The sequence below is a fragment of the Paraclostridium sp. MRS3W1 genome, from assembly GCF_032465715.1.
Taxonomy (GTDB): domain Bacteria; phylum Bacillota; class Clostridia; order Peptostreptococcales; family Peptostreptococcaceae; genus Paraclostridium; species Paraclostridium dentum.
Map to the genome: position 1 here is coordinate 1 of NZ_JAWDJM010000165.1, position 18,165 is coordinate 18,165.

Annotated in this window: 15 protein-coding genes and 1 other annotated feature; all 15 genes read left to right on the forward strand. The window is 29.1% G+C overall.

Annotated elements, in window-relative coordinates; genetic code table 11:
- Window positions 1-326: 326 nt before the first annotated feature.
- The 15 genes from RWY47_RS13415 to RWY47_RS13485 all read left to right on the forward strand — a co-directional run bounded on the left by RWY47_RS13415 (window position 327) and on the right by RWY47_RS13485 (window position 18,125).
- Window positions 327-2,261 (forward strand): elongation factor G, encoded by a 1,935-nt coding sequence (locus RWY47_RS13415; protein ID WP_224171168.1) that lies wholly within the window; start codon window positions 327-329, stop codon window positions 2,259-2,261.
- 127 nt (window positions 2,262-2,388) lie between these two features.
- Window positions 2,389-4,689, forward strand: coding sequence for an ATP-dependent Clp protease ATP-binding subunit (locus tag RWY47_RS13420; protein ID WP_224171167.1), 2,301 nt, complete (start codon window positions 2,389-2,391; stop codon window positions 4,687-4,689).
- 238 nt (window positions 4,690-4,927) lie between these two features.
- Window positions 4,928-6,307, forward strand: a complete 1,380-nt coding sequence (gene radA / locus RWY47_RS13425; RefSeq protein ID WP_025162202.1) for a DNA repair protein RadA — start codon at window positions 4,928-4,930, stop codon at window positions 6,305-6,307.
- 1 nt (window position 6,308) lies between these two features.
- Window positions 6,309-7,379, forward strand: coding sequence for a DNA integrity scanning diadenylate cyclase DisA (gene disA / locus RWY47_RS13430; RefSeq protein WP_053833283.1), 1,071 nt, complete (start codon window positions 6,309-6,311; stop codon window positions 7,377-7,379).
- 98 nt (window positions 7,380-7,477) lie between these two features.
- The gene (locus RWY47_RS13435) at window positions 7,478-8,566 is read left to right on the forward strand and encodes a PIN/TRAM domain-containing protein (protein WP_021431481.1); all 1,089 of its coding nucleotides are present in this window, start codon (window positions 7,478-7,480) and stop codon (window positions 8,564-8,566) included.
- Between the two features lie 135 nt (window positions 8,567-8,701).
- Window positions 8,702-9,382, forward strand: a complete 681-nt coding sequence (gene ispD / locus RWY47_RS13440; protein WP_150886784.1) for a 2-C-methyl-D-erythritol 4-phosphate cytidylyltransferase — start codon at window positions 8,702-8,704, stop codon at window positions 9,380-9,382.
- 17 nt (window positions 9,383-9,399) lie between these two features.
- The gene (gene ispF / locus RWY47_RS13445) at window positions 9,400-9,879 is read left to right on the forward strand and encodes a 2-C-methyl-D-erythritol 2,4-cyclodiphosphate synthase (protein WP_021428178.1); all 480 of its coding nucleotides are present in this window, start codon (window positions 9,400-9,402) and stop codon (window positions 9,877-9,879) included.
- 148 nt (window positions 9,880-10,027) lie between these two features.
- Window positions 10,028-10,246, forward strand: a binding site (T-box leader).
- Between the two features lie 53 nt (window positions 10,247-10,299).
- Window positions 10,300-12,015 carry a proline--tRNA ligase gene (locus RWY47_RS13450; protein WP_025162204.1) on the forward strand — a complete coding sequence of 572 codons (1,716 nt, stop codon included), beginning with the start codon at window positions 10,300-10,302 and terminating at the stop codon, window positions 12,013-12,015.
- Window positions 12,016-12,235: 220 nt separating this feature from the next.
- Window positions 12,236-13,717 carry a glutamate--tRNA ligase gene (gene gltX / locus RWY47_RS13455; RefSeq protein WP_021428182.1) on the forward strand — a complete coding sequence of 494 codons (1,482 nt, stop codon included), beginning with the start codon at window positions 12,236-12,238 and terminating at the stop codon, window positions 13,715-13,717.
- Between the two features lie 153 nt (window positions 13,718-13,870).
- Window positions 13,871-14,044 carry a hypothetical protein gene (locus tag RWY47_RS13460; protein WP_021428173.1) on the forward strand — a complete coding sequence of 58 codons (174 nt, stop codon included), beginning with the start codon at window positions 13,871-13,873 and terminating at the stop codon, window positions 14,042-14,044.
- Between the two features lie 113 nt (window positions 14,045-14,157).
- Window positions 14,158-15,555 (forward strand): cysteine--tRNA ligase, encoded by a 1,398-nt coding sequence (cysS, locus tag RWY47_RS13465; RefSeq protein ID WP_025162205.1) that lies wholly within the window; start codon window positions 14,158-14,160, stop codon window positions 15,553-15,555.
- Window positions 15,540-15,953, forward strand: coding sequence for a Mini-ribonuclease 3 (locus RWY47_RS13470; RefSeq protein WP_025162206.1), 414 nt, complete (start codon window positions 15,540-15,542; stop codon window positions 15,951-15,953). The genes cysS and RWY47_RS13470 overlap by 16 nt, the downstream gene beginning before the upstream one ends.
- A 134-nt stretch (window positions 15,954-16,087) precedes the next feature.
- Complete coding sequence (gene thyX, locus RWY47_RS13475; protein ID WP_021428179.1) at window positions 16,088-16,846, forward strand: FAD-dependent thymidylate synthase; 759 nt, start codon at window positions 16,088-16,090, stop codon at window positions 16,844-16,846.
- 12 nt (window positions 16,847-16,858) lie between these two features.
- Window positions 16,859-17,593 (forward strand): 23S rRNA (guanosine(2251)-2'-O)-methyltransferase RlmB, encoded by a 735-nt coding sequence (gene rlmB, locus RWY47_RS13480; protein WP_021428166.1) that lies wholly within the window; start codon window positions 16,859-16,861, stop codon window positions 17,591-17,593.
- 4 nt (window positions 17,594-17,597) lie between these two features.
- Complete coding sequence (locus RWY47_RS13485; RefSeq protein WP_025162207.1) at window positions 17,598-18,125, forward strand: NYN domain-containing protein; 528 nt, start codon at window positions 17,598-17,600, stop codon at window positions 18,123-18,125.
- The last annotated feature ends 40 nt before the right edge of the window (window positions 18,126-18,165 follow it).

Here is an 18,165-nt window from a genome sequence, read left to right on the forward strand (position 1 = left end):
CCACTTCGCTGCAAACTAAATATCAACCACTTTTTGTTGTACGAAAATATAAAAGGATTGCGCTTATACGAGAGTGGATTAAATACTTTGAATGACCGCTGCGCTACAAACTAAATATCAAACACTTTTTTATGTGGAAAATAAAGAAGAATTACGCTTGTACGATATGGTATGAAATAATTAAGAGCGGATGATTTTAAGTTTATGTTTCACGTTAAACGAGATACGTTTTGCTTTTAATAGTTTAATATTTAAAATAATTGCACATAAAGCCTTATATTAATTGCATATAAATTATTAAAATGATATGAGGTAGGTGCTTAGATATGAAGGTATATGATAGTAATAATATAAGAAGTATAGCTATATTAGGCCATAGTGGATGTGGAAAAACAAATTTAATTGAAGCAATGGCATATACTTCTAAAACTACAAATAAAATGCCTAAACTAACAGATAAGATAAGTATGACATATAGTATGAATTTAGTTCCTATAGAATATAGAGATTACAAATTAAATTTACTAGATACTCCTGGATATTCTGATTTTACAGGAGACGTTATATCAGCTATAAGTGCTAGTGATGCTGCCGTTATCGTCATAGATGCTACTACTAGCATTCAAGTTGGAACAGAAAAAGCACTAGAACTTGCAGGAGAATCTATACCTAAACTTATATTTATAAATAAAATTGATAATGATAAATCCAGATATAAAGATTTAATTGAAGAACTAAGAGATAAATATAGTAACAAAATAGTACCTATGTATATGCCTATATATAATGGTGAGGAATTTATTAAGCTACATAATATCTTTGAAAGTGATTCAGATTTATGTGATGAATTTAAAATACAAGTAGAAGGAACAAGAGATGGATTATTAGAGTTAATAGCTGAAACAGATGATGAATTATTAGAAAAATATTTTAGTGGAGAAGATTTGACAGAAGAAGATATTAAGAGAGGTACAACTATAGGTATTCAAAATGGAGATATAATACCAGTTATATGTGGATCTACAATAAACAATGTAGGTACAGAGGAGATATTAAGAATTATATCTAGCTATATTCAACCTAAGTGTGTAGATGAAAATGATAAGTTAAATGGAAGCATATTTAAAACTATAGTAGATCCTTTTATAGGAAAAATGTCATACGTTAAAATATTACAAGGAAACATAAAAAAAGATGTAGAAGTATATAATGTAAATAAGTCTGTAAAAGAAAAAATTTATAATATATATACTATGAATAATAACGAGTTATCTGAGATACAATGTGCTAATGCAGGTGATATAGTTGTTATGACTAAGGTAAACTCCTTGCAGACAGGAGATTTTATATCTATAAATAAAAATGATAAAGCAGATGAACAACTCAACTTCCCTAAACCTCAAATATATTTTGCATTACAAGCTAAAAATAAAGGTGATGAAGATAAAATTAGTGCTGTTTTAAGTAAAATATCAGAAGAAGATCCTACGATTACATGGAGTAGAAATGTAGAAACTAAACAAGTTTTAATTGGTGGGCAAGGTGAGCTTCATATAAATATAGTTAAAAATAAAATGAAAGAAAAATTTGGCCTAGATGTAGATTTAACAGATTTAAAAGTTGCATATAGAGAAACTATAAAAGGAAAAGCAGATGTTCAAGGTAAGCATAAAAAACAATCTGGAGGACATGGACAGTATGGCGATGTTAAAATAAGGTTCGAGTATTCTAAAAATGATTTTGAATTTGAAGAAGATATATTTGGAGGATCTGTTCCTAAACAATATATACCTGCAGTTGAGAAGGGCATAAGAGAATCTATGTCAAAAGGAATACTAGCTGGATATCCAGTTACTAATATAAAGGCAACGCTTTATGATGGGTCTTATCATGATGTAGATTCTTCAGAGATGGCTTTTAAATTAGCGGCTAATATAGCTTTTAAAAAGGGAGTAGAGCAAGCAGTACCCGTTCTTTTAGAACCTATAATGAAATTAACGATAGTAGTTCCAGATGAATATATGGGAGATGTTATGGGTGATATAAATAAAAAACGAGGAAGAATATTAGGTATGGAACCTACTAATAATGGTAAACAAGTTATTTATGCAAATGCTCCACAAGCAGAAACATTTAAGTATGCTATAGATTTAAAAGCTATGACACAAGGTAGAGGTTACTTTGAAATGGAACTTGATAAATATGAGGAAGTTCCAACACAAATTGCACAAAAAATAATATCTAACTCTGAAATTAATTAATTTATAAATTTAAATAAAGAAATCCTAGTAATATAATTCCTAGGATTTCTTTATTTATTGAAACAATAAAAACTATTAGGGCATATAGTATATATATATCTAATATTAAAATTGAGGAGGGACTATATTGTACTTTGACAAATTTTCTAAGGTAGCTCAAAAAGCGATAGATATATCTATAGAGTATGCAAAAGAGTTTGGGCATAGAGTGGTTGGTACAGAACATTTATTGATTGGTTTAATTAAAGAGAAAGAAGGAACAGCTTCTAAGGTTTTATTAAAATTAGGTATGGATGAAGATATAATATGTGAAAAAATTATAGATATATATGGAATAGGAATTAATGATAGTACAGATGATATTTTTTTAAGTCCTAGAAGCAAAGACGTATTAGATAACTCAGCTATATTTGCAGAACAATTTGATAGTATTCTTATAGATACTGAACATATCTTGTTAGCAATTTTACAAGAAACAGATAGTTTAGCAGTGAAAATTCTAAGTATGAATAATATAACTGAGCAAGTCATAATTAAATCTTTGATAGAGGTATCTAGACCAGAAACAAGTATAATACTTTTTAGAGATGAAAGTAAAACCGAAGAACCTAAGAAAGAAAAGGAAAAATTAAATATTCCTACACTTGAGAAATATGCAGTTAACTTAAATGAATATGCAAAGAGTTCTAAACTAGACCCACTAATTGGTAGAGAAGATGAAATGCAAAGAATTATTCAAATTTTAAGTAGGAGAACTAAAAATAATCCTATATTAATTGGTGATCCTGGCGTAGGAAAGACTGCTATAGTAGAAGGATTAGCAATTAATATAGAAAGCAACAAAGTACCTAGTTCCCTTCAAGGAAAGCTTATATACAGTTTAGACATAGGAGGAATGCTTGCAGGAGCTAAGTATAGAGGTGAGTTTGAAGAAAGAATAAAGAAAGTAATAGAAGAAGTTGTCAAATCTGATAACATTATATTATTTATAGATGAGATGCATACTATAGTAGGAGCAGGAGCAACAGGAGAAAATTCTATGGATGCATCTAATATACTAAAGCCAGTATTATCAAGAGGAGATATACAAGTTATAGGTGCTACAACTATAGATGAATATAGAAAGAGTATAGAAAAGGATACTGGATTAGAACGAAGATTACAACCAATTTTAATTGAAGAGCCAACTAAAGAGGAATCAATCAAAATTTTAAAAGGATTAAAAGAAAAATACGAAAATTTCCATGGCGTAAAAATAACAGAAGAAGCAATAAAAGCGGCAGTTGATTTATCAAGTCGATATATTGTAGATAGATATCTACCAGATAAGGCAGTTGATATAATTGATGAGTCTGCATCTAGAATCAGAATGAAGAATTTAAAATTAAAAAATAATAAACCTACAGTTAACAGTGAAATAGTTACAGAGGTAATAGGTTTATGGACTGGAATACCTATAAGTAAAATAGTTAAATCTGAAGGAGATAAATTGCTAAACTTAGAATCTATACTTCATCAAAGAGTTATTGGGCAAGAGGAGGCTGTAAATGCTGTATCAAAAGCAGTTAGAAGATCTAGAGCAGGACTAAAAGATCCCAAAAGACCAATAGGATCATTCTTATTCTTAGGGCCTACAGGTGTTGGGAAAACAGAATTATGCAAAGCATTAGCAGAAGCTCATTTTGGAAATGAAAATCAAATTATTAGGATAGACATGTCAGAATATATGGAAAAACATTCAGTTTCAAAGCTAATAGGATCTCCTCCTGGATATATAGGGCATGATGATGGAGGTCAATTAACCGAAGCTGTAAGAAGACATCCGTATACTTTAGTTTTATTTGATGAAATAGAGAAAGCACATGAAGATGTATTTAATATACTACTTCAGGTATTAGATGAAGGAAGATTAACAGACTCTAAAGGAAGAACTGTAGATTTTAAGAACACACTAATAATTATGACGTCTAATATAGGTGCGAAAAGTATAAATAAGCAACAAGTAATTGGTTTTTCAGCTTCTGAAAATAAAAATATAATTGATGAAAATTATAAAGCTATGAAAGAAAAAATTTTATCAGAAGTTAAGAATAGATTTAAACCAGAATTTATAAATAGGATTGATGATATAGTTGTTTTCCATAAATTAAATATAGATAATTTACATGAAATTTCTAAAATAATGCTTAGCAATTTAATAAGCAGATTAAATCAACTTAATATTAGTTTAGAAATTTCAGATGATGTTTTAAATCTTATATCTAAATATGGAATAGACTTAGAATATGGAGCTAGACCTCTAAAAAGGGCTATTCAAAAAGAAATAGAAGATGTATTAGCAGATATGATATTGAGTGAAGATATAAAAAAAGGAGATAATATAGTAGCTAAAGTTGTTGAAGAAAAAGTTATATTTGAAAATAAATGATTAAAAATTTAAACAGGTTAATCTTAAAACTACTTTTTTTATTGGAAATTACATTTAATTCTAAACTGATGATAAATGTAATTTCCGAGCTATGCATTTTATTAAAAACTATGTTTTATAAGTATATAATCAATTTAAATTAAGTGAATTTTTTTATATATTATAAATTTAACATATTAATAGATATATATGATAAAATTAATAATATATAAAAAATTACATAAGGGTGAGTTTATAAATGGCTAAAATAAAAACTAAATATGTGTGTCAAGAATGTGGATATGAGAATAGCAAATGGCTAGGAAAATGTCCAGAATGTAGCAAATGGAATACATTTGTCGAAGAAATAGAAGAGAAAACTTCAAAATCAAATAAAGAAGTTTTTGTTATAGATAAATCATCATCTAGACCTTTAAATATAAACTCGATAGAAACTATAAAAGAGCAAAGATTTTCAACTTGCATAAACGAGTTAGATAGAGTTTTAGGTGGAGGAGTAGTTAAAGGATCATTAGTTTTAGTCGGAGGGGATCCAGGTATTGGTAAGTCAACATTGCTTATACAAGTTTCAAGTAATGTTGCTAATAGCGGTAAAAAAGTTTTATACATATCAGGAGAAGAATCTGCATCTCAAATAAAAATGAGGGCTCAAAGATTAGGAATAAAGTCCGATAATTTATATATATTTGCTGAAAATAACTTAAGTATAATAGAAGCTCACTTAGAAAGTGTAAATCCAGACTTAATTATATTAGACTCGATACAAACTGTTTTTAGTCCTGAAATTACATCTGCTCCAGGTACTGTAAGCCAGATAAAGGAAGGTACTTCGAGATTTATGAAAATTTCTAAAAAAATGGGTATATCAACCTTTGTAGTTGGACATGTAACTAAAGAAGGTGCACTAGCAGGGCCGAAGGTATTAGAACATATGGTAGATACTGTATTATATTTTGAAGGAGAACGATTCAATACGTATAGATTGATAAGAGCTGTAAAAAATAGATTTGGGTCTACAAATGAATTAGGTGTATTTGAGATGCGAGAAGTAGGATTAGTTGAGTTAGAAAATCCATCTAAAATACTTATAGCTGAAAAACCAAAAGATGTAGCAGGATCTATAATTATATCTACAGTAGAAGGCACTAGACCAATGCTTTTAGAATTACAAGCACTAGCATCACCTACTAGTTTTGGGATTCCTAAAAGAACTGCTACAGGAGTTGATTATAATAGAGTATCATTACTTATGGCTGTTCTTGAAAAGCGTGTTGGTATGCAAATACAAAACCAGGATATATATATAAACGTTGTTGGAGGAATAAAAATTAATGAGCCGTCTATAGATCTAGGCATAGTTATGGCTATAGCTTCTAGTTTTAGAAATATACCTATAGATGGGAATGTAGCAATTACAGGAGAAGTAGGGTTAACAGGAGAAGTAAGAGCGGTTAGCTTTATAGAAAAGAGAATCGCAGAATGTAAGAAGCTAGGGTTCACTAAAATCGTTATTCCAAAGAGCAATTATGAGGCTGTTAAAGATGTAAAAGGGATAGATATATGTCCAGTAGATAGTGTAAGACAAGCTATAAATATGGTATTAGGAGGAAATAGATAAAATGGATGATTTTTTTAGTGGAAAAAAAGCAATTAGAACGCTAAAAATGATATCTCCTGGTACAGACCTTAGATTGGGAATAGACCATGTTTTAAAGGCTAAAACAGGAGGACTTATTGTAATTGCCGATAGCGATGAGGTTATGAGCATTGTTGATGGAGGGTTTGCTATAAATGCAGAATATTCTCCAGCATACTTATATGAGTTAGCTAAAATGGATGGAGCTATAGTTTTAAGTTCGGATATGAAGAAGATACTCTTTGCAAATGCTCAACTTATACCAGATTACTCAATTGAAACATCTGAAACTGGAACAAGACATAGAACTGCTGAAAGGGTTGCAAAACAAACAGGCGGAATTGTAATAGCTATATCTCAAAGAAGAAATGTCATAACTGTATATCAAGGGGATAAGAAATATGTAGTAGAAGATATATCAAAGATATTTACTAAAGCTAATCAAGCATTACAAACTCTAGAAAAATATAAGTCTGTTTTAGACCAAGCTATAATAAGTTTAAATGCACTAGAATTTAAAGATTTTGTAACTTTGTATGATGTTGTACTCGTAGTTCAAAAGATAGAAATGGTTATGAGAGTGACAAATATAATTGAAAAGTATATAGTAGAATTAGGTGTGGAAGGTACACTTTTAAGTATGCAGGTTGATGAACTAATGGGAACAACTAAAATAGATCAAAACCAAATATTAAAAGATTATAAAAGAAATGATATGAATTTAGCTGAATTTAAGAAAAAAATTATATCATTATCATCAGAAGAGTTACTTGATTTAGCAAATATAGCAAAAATGTTAGGATATACAGGTTTCTCAGAAAGTATGGATATGCCGATTAGACCAAGAGGATATAGAATATTAAATAAAATACATAGATTGCCTAGTGCTATAATTGAGAATTTAGTTAATTATTTTGAAGATTTTCAGGATATACTATGTGCAACAATTGAAGATTTAGACGATGTTGAGGGAATAGGTGAAATAAGAGCAAAATATATAAAAAATGGACTTATAAAAATGCAAGAATTATCACTTATAGATAGACATATATAATATATTATGTCAAATTTGAAACAATATTGTGCTTGAATATAGTTAATAGTTTGATTATAATAAGAAAATATTAAGGAAAAAATATAGGGGGTGAAAATTTGGTATCTAAGATAATAAGAGCGATACTTACATTAGTAGGATTCGTGTTAGGTATGACAACGTATATATCATTAGTTCAAAAATTTCCTCAAATTTCGTTAGGATCAGAGCTATATGTATTTATAATTTCTATAGTTATTGGAGTAGTAATAGGTTTTGTATTCTTTATAATAGCTCCTTGGATTATGAACAAATCTAGGAAAATAGCAAAAGCTATGGATAGGGAAATTTCTAAATATCCTCAAACGGATATAATATTAGGTACTATAGGATTAATAGTTGGTTTTGTTATAGCTTATCTTGTAAGTCAATTAATATTGATGTTAAAGATACCTGTAATAGGAAGCTTACTATCTTTATTTACATATGTATTTTTAGGTTATTTAGGTAGTAGAATAGCACTAAAGAGCAAGGATGATATTTTTAACTTAAACAAGTTAACTAGATTATCAGTAAATAAGGACAAGAATTCTAAAAAAGAAGAAAAAAGTATACCACCTAAAGTTCTAGACACTAGTGTTATTATAGACGGTAGAATTGCTGAAATATGCCAAACTGGATTTATAGAAGGTAAGCTTGTAATTCCTACTTTCGTTCTAGATGAATTAAGACATATAGCAGACTCTTCAGATGACTTAAAAAGAGTTAGAGGTAGAAGAGGATTAGATATACTTAACATAATTCAAAAAGAATTAAATATTGAAGTTGAAATAAGCAACAGAGATTTTGATGATATAGCAGAAGTTGATGCGAAATTATTAAAGTTAGCTGAAACACTTGGGGGTAAAGTTGTTACAAATGACTACAATTTAAACAAGGTAGCTCAAGTTCAAGGTGTTGAAGTTCTTAATATAAATGAATTAGCTAATGCAATTAAACCAGTAGCGATACCTGGTGAACATATGATAGTTCAAGTTGTTAAAGAAGGTAAGGAATCTAATCAGGGTATAGCCTATTTAGATGATGGTACTATGATTGTAGTAGATGGTGGAAAGAAACATATGGGAGAAACTATAAGTGTTTTAGTTACATCGGTATTACAAACACCAGCAGGAAGAATGATATTTGGAAAACCTAAAGTTGATTAGTTAAAAGTCTTCAGGATAAAAGTTCTGAAGGCTTTTTTTGATAAAGTGAATTGAATTTTTTAGTTTATTAAAATTTAATTATTACTATGGTAAAATATATTTAAGTTATTTATTCGTATTGTAAGAGGTGAGTTTATGAATGGTGTTGTAATAGTAGCAGCGGGAACTGGAAGTAGAATGAAGAAAGATATAAATAAGCAATTTATAAAGCTAAAAAATAAGGAAATTGTAGCACACACTATAGAGAAATTTTATAATAGTGAAAATATAGATGATATAGTTGTTGTTATAAGAGAAGATGAAGAAGAATACTTTAATAAAAATATTAAAGAGAAATATGGATTTACAAATATAAAAGTAGCACATGGAGGAAATGAAAGACAAGATTCTGTGTTCAATGGAATAAAAATGTTAAAAAAAGAATGTGATGTAGTACTAATACATGATGGTGCTAGACCTTTTGTAACAGATGATATAATAAAAAAATCTATAAATAAAGCAAATGAGCATAATGCTATAGTTGTTGGAGTTAAGGTAAAAGATACAATAAAAGTAGTAAGTGATAATGGAAATATTGTAGATACTCCAAACAGGAGTTATTTATGGGCGGTACAAACTCCTCAGGTTTTTAAATATGATATTATAACAAAAGCATACGAAGATGCATATAATAACAATTATTATGGAACTGATGATGCAATGTTAGTAGAAAGAATAGGTTATAATGTTAAAATGATAGAAGGGTCATATAATAATATAAAAATAACGACACAAGAAGACTTAGAATTTGGAGAGCAAATTTTAAAAAATATATAATTTTGGAGGATAAAAAAATGAGAGTAGGAATGGGATATGATGTTCACAAGCTAGTTGAAAATAGAAAGTTAATACTAGGTGGAGTTGAAATAGAGCACGAAAAAGGACTATTGGGACACTCAGATGCAGATGTTTTACTTCATGCGATAATGGACTCTATACTAGGGGCATTAGCACTGGGGGATATAGGTAAGCACTTCCCTGATACAGATGAAAAGTATAAAGGTGCAGACAGTATGAAATTATTAGAGCATGTATATAATTTAATAAAAGAAAAAGGGTATGCTATTGGAAACTTAGATGCGACAATTATAGCACAAGCACCTAAAATGGCTCCACACATACAAAAAATGAGAGAAAATATAGCAAGAGTTTTAAATACAGATATAAACAATGTAAATGTTAAAGCAACAACAGAAGAAGGATTAGGTTTCACAGGAAACAAAGAAGGAATTTCATCGCAAAGCATTTGTTTATTAATTAACATTGACAATTAGAAATAAATTCTATAAAATTATTATAAATAATGTATCAAAAAGTTCACCAAGAACATAATAGTAGGTATAACAAAAGCTTACTAAAATGCAATTAGATACATTGACAAGGTATATTAATTGCTATAAAATATAATCAATTATTTATAATTAAAAAGCTAAGAAGAGAAATAGTAAAAGATATTATTTTTTACAGAGAGGAAACGCTTGGTGAAAGTTTCTAAAAATTATTCTTTGAACCAGTCTCAGAGCTTAAGAATGGTAAAAAGTTCTTACGGAAAGGACCGTTATATCCTATAAAGAGAATTGATAAAATTGTTTATCAATTAACTAGAGTGGTACCGCGGAAATATAACCTTTCGTCTCTATATAGAGATGAAGGGTTTTTTTGATTATAAAAAAATTCAATAGGAGGAAGAAAATATGAAAATGTCAAGAATGTTTATGCCTACTTTAAGAGAGGTTCCAGCAGATGCAGAAATAACTAGTCATCAGTTAATGATGAGAGCTGGTATGATAAAGAAAATGTCATCAGGGGTGTACAATCAATTACCTATGGGAATAAGAGTTTTCAAAAAAATAGAAAATATAATAAGAGAAGAATTAAATAAAAAGGGATGTCAAGAAATACTATGTTCTGCATTAATTCCAGCTGAATTATGGCAAGAGTCTGGAAGATGGGATGTAATGGGAGCAGAAATGTTTAGATTAAAAGATAGAAATACTAGAGATTACTGCTTAGGACCTACTCATGAAGAAGTTTTCACAGATATAATAAGACAAGAGATTACTTCATATAAACAATTACCTTTAAACTTATATCAAATTCAAACTAAATATAGAGATGAAAGAAGACCAAGATTCGGAGTAATGAGAACTAAGTCTTTCACTATGAAAGATGCATATAGCTTTGATACTGACGAAGCTGGATTAGATAAATCATATCAAGATATGTATGATGCATATACAGAAATATTTAGAAGATGTGGATTAGAAAATAGTCCAGTTCAAGCTGATTCAGGAGCTATAGGAGGATCGACTTCAGCAGAGTTTATGGTTAAATCTCCAGTAGGTGAAGATGAAATAGTATTCTGTACTGGTTGTGACTATGCAGCAAATATAGAAAAAGCTAATTCAGTAGATGATTTAAAAGCTAAAGAAGAAATGAGAGAATTAGAACCAGTTCATACTCCAGGAGTAACTACTATAGAGCAATTATGTGAGTTCTTCAATACAACAGCAGATACATTTGCTAAAACATTAATATATGAAGCAGATGGAAAGACAGTTGTTGTTTTAGTAAGAGGAGATAGAGACGTTAATGAAGTTAAAGTTGCTAACGCTATAGGTGAAGTTATAGAATTTGATTTAGCAAGAGAAGAAGTAGTAAAAGAATTAACTAATGCTGAAGTAGGATTTGCTGGACCAATAGGAATGAAAGCAGATTATGTATTTATAGATAAAGAAGTAGCAGAGCAAAGTAACATAGGGGTTGGTGGAAATAAAACTGATTACCATATAAGAAATGCTAACTTTGGTAGAGATTTTGATGGTGTAGTTGGAGATTTCAGAAATGTACAAGAAGGAGATAAATGTACATGTTGTGGTGCTCCACTTGAAATAGCTAGAGGAGTTGAAGTTGGTCATATATTCAAATTAGGTACAAAATACTCAGAAACTATGGGAGCTAATTTTATAGATAAAGATGGTAAGAGTAAGCCAATAGTTATGGGATGTTATGGTATAGGAGTTGAAAGAACTGCTGCAGCTGTTATAGAACAACATAATGATGACAATGGTATAGTATGGCCTTTAGCAATAGCTCCATATCATGTAGTTGTAGTTCCTGTAAATATAAAGAAAGCTGAGCATATGGAAGCAGCTGAGAAGATATACAATGAATTAACAGCTATGGGAGTAGAAGCATTATTAGATGATAGAGATGAAAGAGTAGGAGTAAAATTCAAAGACTCTGAATTAATAGGTATACCTATGAGAATAACAGTAGGTAAAGATATAACTGATGGAAAAGTTGAGTTTAAATTAAGAGACGAAGCAGAAAAAGAGTTAATATCTTTAGAAGAGATAAACGATAAAATAAAAGCTGAATTTGCTAAAAATGAAGTTAAGTTAGGATAGTTTAAATTAAAATAGTATATATAATCCACGAAGTTATTAACATTTTGAATAAAATGTGGATATATATACTATTTAATTTTGTATAAAAATACAATTATCCACAGGTGGAAAATTTAAAAATTAGGGTAACTATAGTAATAGCAATATAAAGTTTTTATTATAAATACTTATTAAGTTTGGTATTATAATAGATATTAAGATTATTTTAGGAGGTAAAGTTATGAATGTAAGAGTAAGATTTGCTCCAAGTCCAACAGGATTTGTTCATATAGGTAGTTTAAGAACTGCATTATACAATTATCTATTTGCAAAAAGAATGGGTGGAGAATACATATTAAGAGTTGAAGACACTGATAGAACTAGAATTGTTGATGGTGCAATAGAAAATATGCTAGAAGCAATGTCATGGGCAGGAGTTAACCATACAGAAGGAGTTATGTTAGATGAAAATAAAAATGTAACTCAAGTTGGACCATACGGACCATATATACAATCTGAAAGATTAGACATATATAAAGGTTATATACAAGAATTATTAGATAGTGGAAAAGCATACTACTGTTTCTGTTCAAAAGAAAGATTAGATGAAGTTAGAGAGCAACAAAAAGAAGCTGGAGAGACTCCAAAGTATGATGGTCATTGTAGAAATTTATCAAAAGAAGAAGTAGAAGCTAAATTAGCAGCTGGTGAAGAACATGTAATAAGATTAAAATTACCAGAAAATCATGTTATAAAGTTTACTGATTTAGTAAGAGGAGAAACTGAATTTAACACTGATGAATTAGATGATCAAGTACTTATAAAAACTGATGGATTCCCAACATACCATTTCGCAGTTGTTGTAGATGACCATATGATGAAAATAACACATGTTATAAGAGGAGAAGAATGGATATCATCTACTCCAAAACATGTATATTTATATGAAGCATTTGGTTGGGAAGCTCCTACATTTGTACATCTTCCAAACATACTTAATAAAGAAAAGAAAAAATTAAGTAAAAGACATGGAGATGTTGCGGTAGAAGACTTCAAGAGAAAAGGATACTTACCAGAAGGATTAGTAAACTATGTTGCTTTAGTTGGTTGGTCTCCAGAAGATAATCAAGAATTATTTACTATGAAAGAATTAGAAGAACACTTCTCTGTTGAAAGAGTTTCTAAGAGTGGAGGAGTATTTGATACAGATAAATTAAATTGGGTTAACCAACATTATATAAAAGATGCTTCAGATGAATATATAACTGATTTAGCAATACCTTTCTTAATAGAAGCTGGATACATAACAGAAGAAGATGCTAAAAATAGATATGAATTTGTAAAATCTATGGTTTCTGTTGTTAAAGAAAAATTACAATATGTAAAAGAAGTAACAGATCACGTAAATATATTCTTTGGAGACAAAGTAGAGTTAGAAACAGAAGAATGTCAAGAATTCTTAAAATTAGAGCATATGCCAACATTAGTAAATGCATTAGAGGAAAAAATTAATGCTGCAGATGAAATAAGTGAAGAGTTCTTTAAGGCAATGTTTAAAGAAATACAAAAAGAACATGCAATAAAAGGTAAAAATTTATTCATGGGAACTAGAATAGTATTAACTGGACAAATGCATGGTCCAGATTTACCAAAAGCAGCTGCTGTTATAGGTAAACAAACATGTTTAAATAGAATAAAATATGTAAAAGAAAACTTATTATAGTAAAAAATCTCACCTTTATATTAGGTGAGATTTTTTTTATGTAGTTTTTTGAAGAAAGATTACAATCCAAAAATAAAGGAATTTTGAACAGTTAAACTAAATATATTTTAAATAGTTTATTATTAAAATAATGTATATTTTTAGGAGGATTGTATGAGTATAGATATTAACGAAATAAAGGAGGAACTAGATCAACTTTGTAAAGACTACGTAGACATAGTTAGTAAAATGAAAAACAATAAAATCATAAATGATGATATATATTTAAATTGTGTATCTAATAAAATAGAATTTTTAGAAAAAAATGAGATGGTTAAAACTAAATAGTTTGTTTATAAAAGCCCGAGGGTATAATAGTAGTACTATTAATTCGAGCGAATATAAATTATAATAGATTATATAGTTAGATTTATAAATTAAACAATGGTGAGGTGAATATTATGAAGTTATACAATACGTTAACTAGGACAAAAGAAGAATTTGTACCAATAGAAGAAGGAAAGGTAAAGATGTATGTTTGTGGACCTACAGTTTATAACTTCTTCCATATAGGAAATGCTAGACCCTTTATAATATTTGATACATTTAGAAGATATTTAGAATATAGAGGTTATGATGTAAAATATATTCAAAACTTTACTGATGTAGATGATAAAATAATAAAAAGAGGTAATGAAGAGGGAATAACTCCGGAGCAAGTTGCTGATAAGTACATAGATGAATATTTTAAAGATGCAGATGGATTAGGAATAAAAAGAGCTACTGTTCATCCAAGAGTTACTGATAATATCAATGAAATAATAGAATTTATAAAAGAATTAGAAGAAAAAGGATATGCTTATGCAGTAAACGGAGAAGTTTACTTTGATACTCAAAAATTTGAAGGATATGGGAAATTATCTAAACAAAATCAAGAAGATCTAGAAGCAGGAGCAAGAATAGAAGTAAACTCTCAAAAAAGACATCCAATGGATTTCGTATTATGGAAACCTAGAAAAGAAGGGGAGCCAGGATGGGAAAGTCCATGGAGCGTAGGTAGACCAGGGTGGCATATAGAGTGTTCTGTTATGTCTAAGAGATACTTAGGAGACACTATAGATATACATGCTGGAGGGCAAGATTTAGCATTCCCACATCATGAAAATGAAATAGCTCAAAGTGAAGCTAGAAGTGGAAAGACTTTCTCTAACTACTGGATACACAATGGATATATAAATATAAATAATGAAAAAATGAGTAAGTCTAAAGGCAACTTCTTTACAGTGAGAGATATAGCAGATAAGTATGATTTAGAAGTTGTAAGATTCTTTATGTTATCAGCTCATTATAGAAATCCAGTAAACTTTAGTGATGAAATGTTATCTCAGTCAAAAGCTGGATTAGAAAGATTATACAACACAAAAGAAAAATTAGAATTTACATTAAGTAATTTAAAAGTAACAGATATAAAAGAAGATGAAAAAGGTTTAAGTGAAGAATTAAATTCATTTAGAGAAAAATTCATAGCTGCTATGGATGATGATATAAATACAGCTGATGCTATAAGTGTTATCTTTGAATTAGCTAGATTTATAAACACTAATGTAAATGAAGAATCATCAATAGAGTTTGCGAAGAAGTGTTTAGCTGAGTTTGAAGAATTAACTAATGTTTTAAATATAGTTAATAAAAAACAAGAAGAAGTTTTAGATGCTGATATTGAAAAGTTAATACAAGATAGAGTGGATGCAAAGAAAAATAAAGATTTTGCATTAGCAGATGAAATAAGAAATAAGTTATTAGAAATGGGAATTGTTTTAGAAGATACAAGACAAGGAACTAAATGGAAAAGGGTGTAATAATGGAAAATGTAAACTTAGCTACGGTATCACCACTGGTTCTTGCTTATTTAGGAGATACTGTATATGAATCACATATAAGGGAGTATCTTATAAATAGAAATGTAAATAAGAAAGTTAATGATTTGCATAAGACAGCTATAAAATATGTAAAAGCTAAGGCTCAAGCAAATGTGATTCTTACTATTGAAGAATCATTGACTGAAGAAGAACACAGAATATATAAAAGAGGACGCAACCAAAAGTCTCATACTACACCTAAAAATGCGGATATTATAGACTATAAAAATGCTACTGGATTTGAAGCTTTAATAGGGTATCTTCATATGAAAAAAGATTATGAAAGATTGAACTATATAATTCAAAAAGCAATTGAAATAACAGAAGAGAGCATATAATAAAAAAGAGCTATCTCTATGTAGAGATTAGCTCTTTTTTATGCTTATATAAAAATTTATGTTAATCTAAAAAACTCCATTTTTAGACGAAATAATGTATAATAATATAATAAACTATTAAAGGAGGTACACACATGAAAGTTAAAGTAATAGCACACACACCTGAACCAGAAAAGGTGATATCAATGGCAGCAAAATTATGTTATTCATCTGTAGGAGTAGATGAAATAGAACAAAATTTAACTGATGAAAGTGTAGAAAAATTTTTAAATATGTTAATAAATATAGGGCATGAATCTCCGTTAGAGCATGTCACATTTACATTTGCTGTAGAAGGGATATCAAGAAGCTGTTCACATCAAATTGTTAGACATCGTATAGCAAGTTTTTCTCAACAAAGTCAAAGATATGTTAAGCTAGATCAATTTGAGTATATAGTTCCTCCTGAAATAGAGAGTATCGAGGAAGCTAAAGAACTATTTATAGATGCTATGAATAAAGATCAAGAAGCTTATGACAAATTAGTGGATATATTATTTGAAAAACATTATAATAATTTAATCGAATCTGGAAAAAATGAGAAGGAAGCTAAAAGAAATGCAGAAAAGAAAGCAATAGAAGATGCAAGATATGTTTTTCCTAATGCATGTGAAACGAAAATGGTATTTACAATGAATACTAGAAGTTTATATAATTTCTTTAATCATAGATGTTGTGAAAGAGCACAATGGGAAATTAGAGAGTTATCTATAGAAATGTTAAGACAGGTAAGATTAATAGCTCCTATATTATTTAAGAATATAGGGCCAAAGTGTATAAAAGGACCTTGTCCAGAAGGAAAAATGACTTGTGGAAATATTGTTCAAGTAAGAGAAAAGTTTAATAATTTATAGGCGGTGAAGAGTTTGGCAATTATAGAAGGTAGAAATCCAGTTATAGAAGCTATAAAAAACGATAGAGAAATAGATAAAATAATGATAGCGAATGGGGCTAAAGAAGGCTCTATAAAAAAGATAACTGCAATGGCAAAAGAAAAAAATATAATAATACAATATGTAGATAGAAATAAATTAGATGAAATAAGTACTAGTCATTCACATCAAGGTGTAATAGCTAATGTTAGTGAATACAAATATTTTGAACTAGATGATTTAATTCAAAATGCAAAAGATAAGGGAGAAGACCCATTTTTTATAATATTAGATGAAATAACAGATCCTCATAATTTAGGATCAATAATAAGAACAGCTGATGCTGTAGGTGCACATGGAGTTATAATTCCAAAGAGAAGATCAGTGCATATAACACCTACAGTTGCAAAGGCGTCTGCAGGGGCTGTAGAGTACGTACCTGTTTGTAAGGTAACTAATATAGTTAACACAATAAAAACGTTAAAAGAGCATGGTTTATGGATTGCAGCAGCAGATATGGATGGACAAACATTTTATGAGCAAAACCTAACAGGTCCTATAGGTCTAGTAATAGGAAGTGAAGGGTTTGGTATATCAAGGCTTGTTAAAAAGAATTGTGACTATATAGTAAAAATGCCTATGGTAGGAAATGTTACTTCACTAAATGCATCAGTTGCAGGAAGTATACTTTTATATGAAATATTCAAACAAAGAATAGGCTCTAAATAAGGTAATGAAAAGAAAGTTTAATCATTATCTAATAATTGATGGATATAATATTATAAATGCATGGGAAGAACTTAGACGTATTTCAGTAGAAGATTTAGATGCATCTAGGGAAAAATTAATTGATATAATCATTGAATATGCAGAATTTTCAGGCCAAAAAGCCATTGTTGTTTTTGATGCATATAATGTTAAAAGTTCTATGGAAAAAATAGAAAATAGAAAATATATAACAGTGGTTTACACAAAAGAACATCAAACAGCAGATAGTTATATTGAAAAATATATAACATCTTTATCTAGGTATGATGTTGTTAAAGTAGCTACAAATGATTATGCTGAACAGCAAATAGTATTAGGTAAAGGAGCATCTAGAATATCAGCTAGAGAGCTTAAATTAGACATAGAAGACGCTAAAAACAAGATAAGAAGTAAGCAAATAGGGTCAGAGCGCAAAATTCAAAGAAATTGGTTAGAAGATAGATTAGATAAAGAAACTTTGTCGAAACTTGAGAACATTCGTAGAAACCGTTGAAATTACTAAGTTTAATAAACTATAATATACCTATGAAATT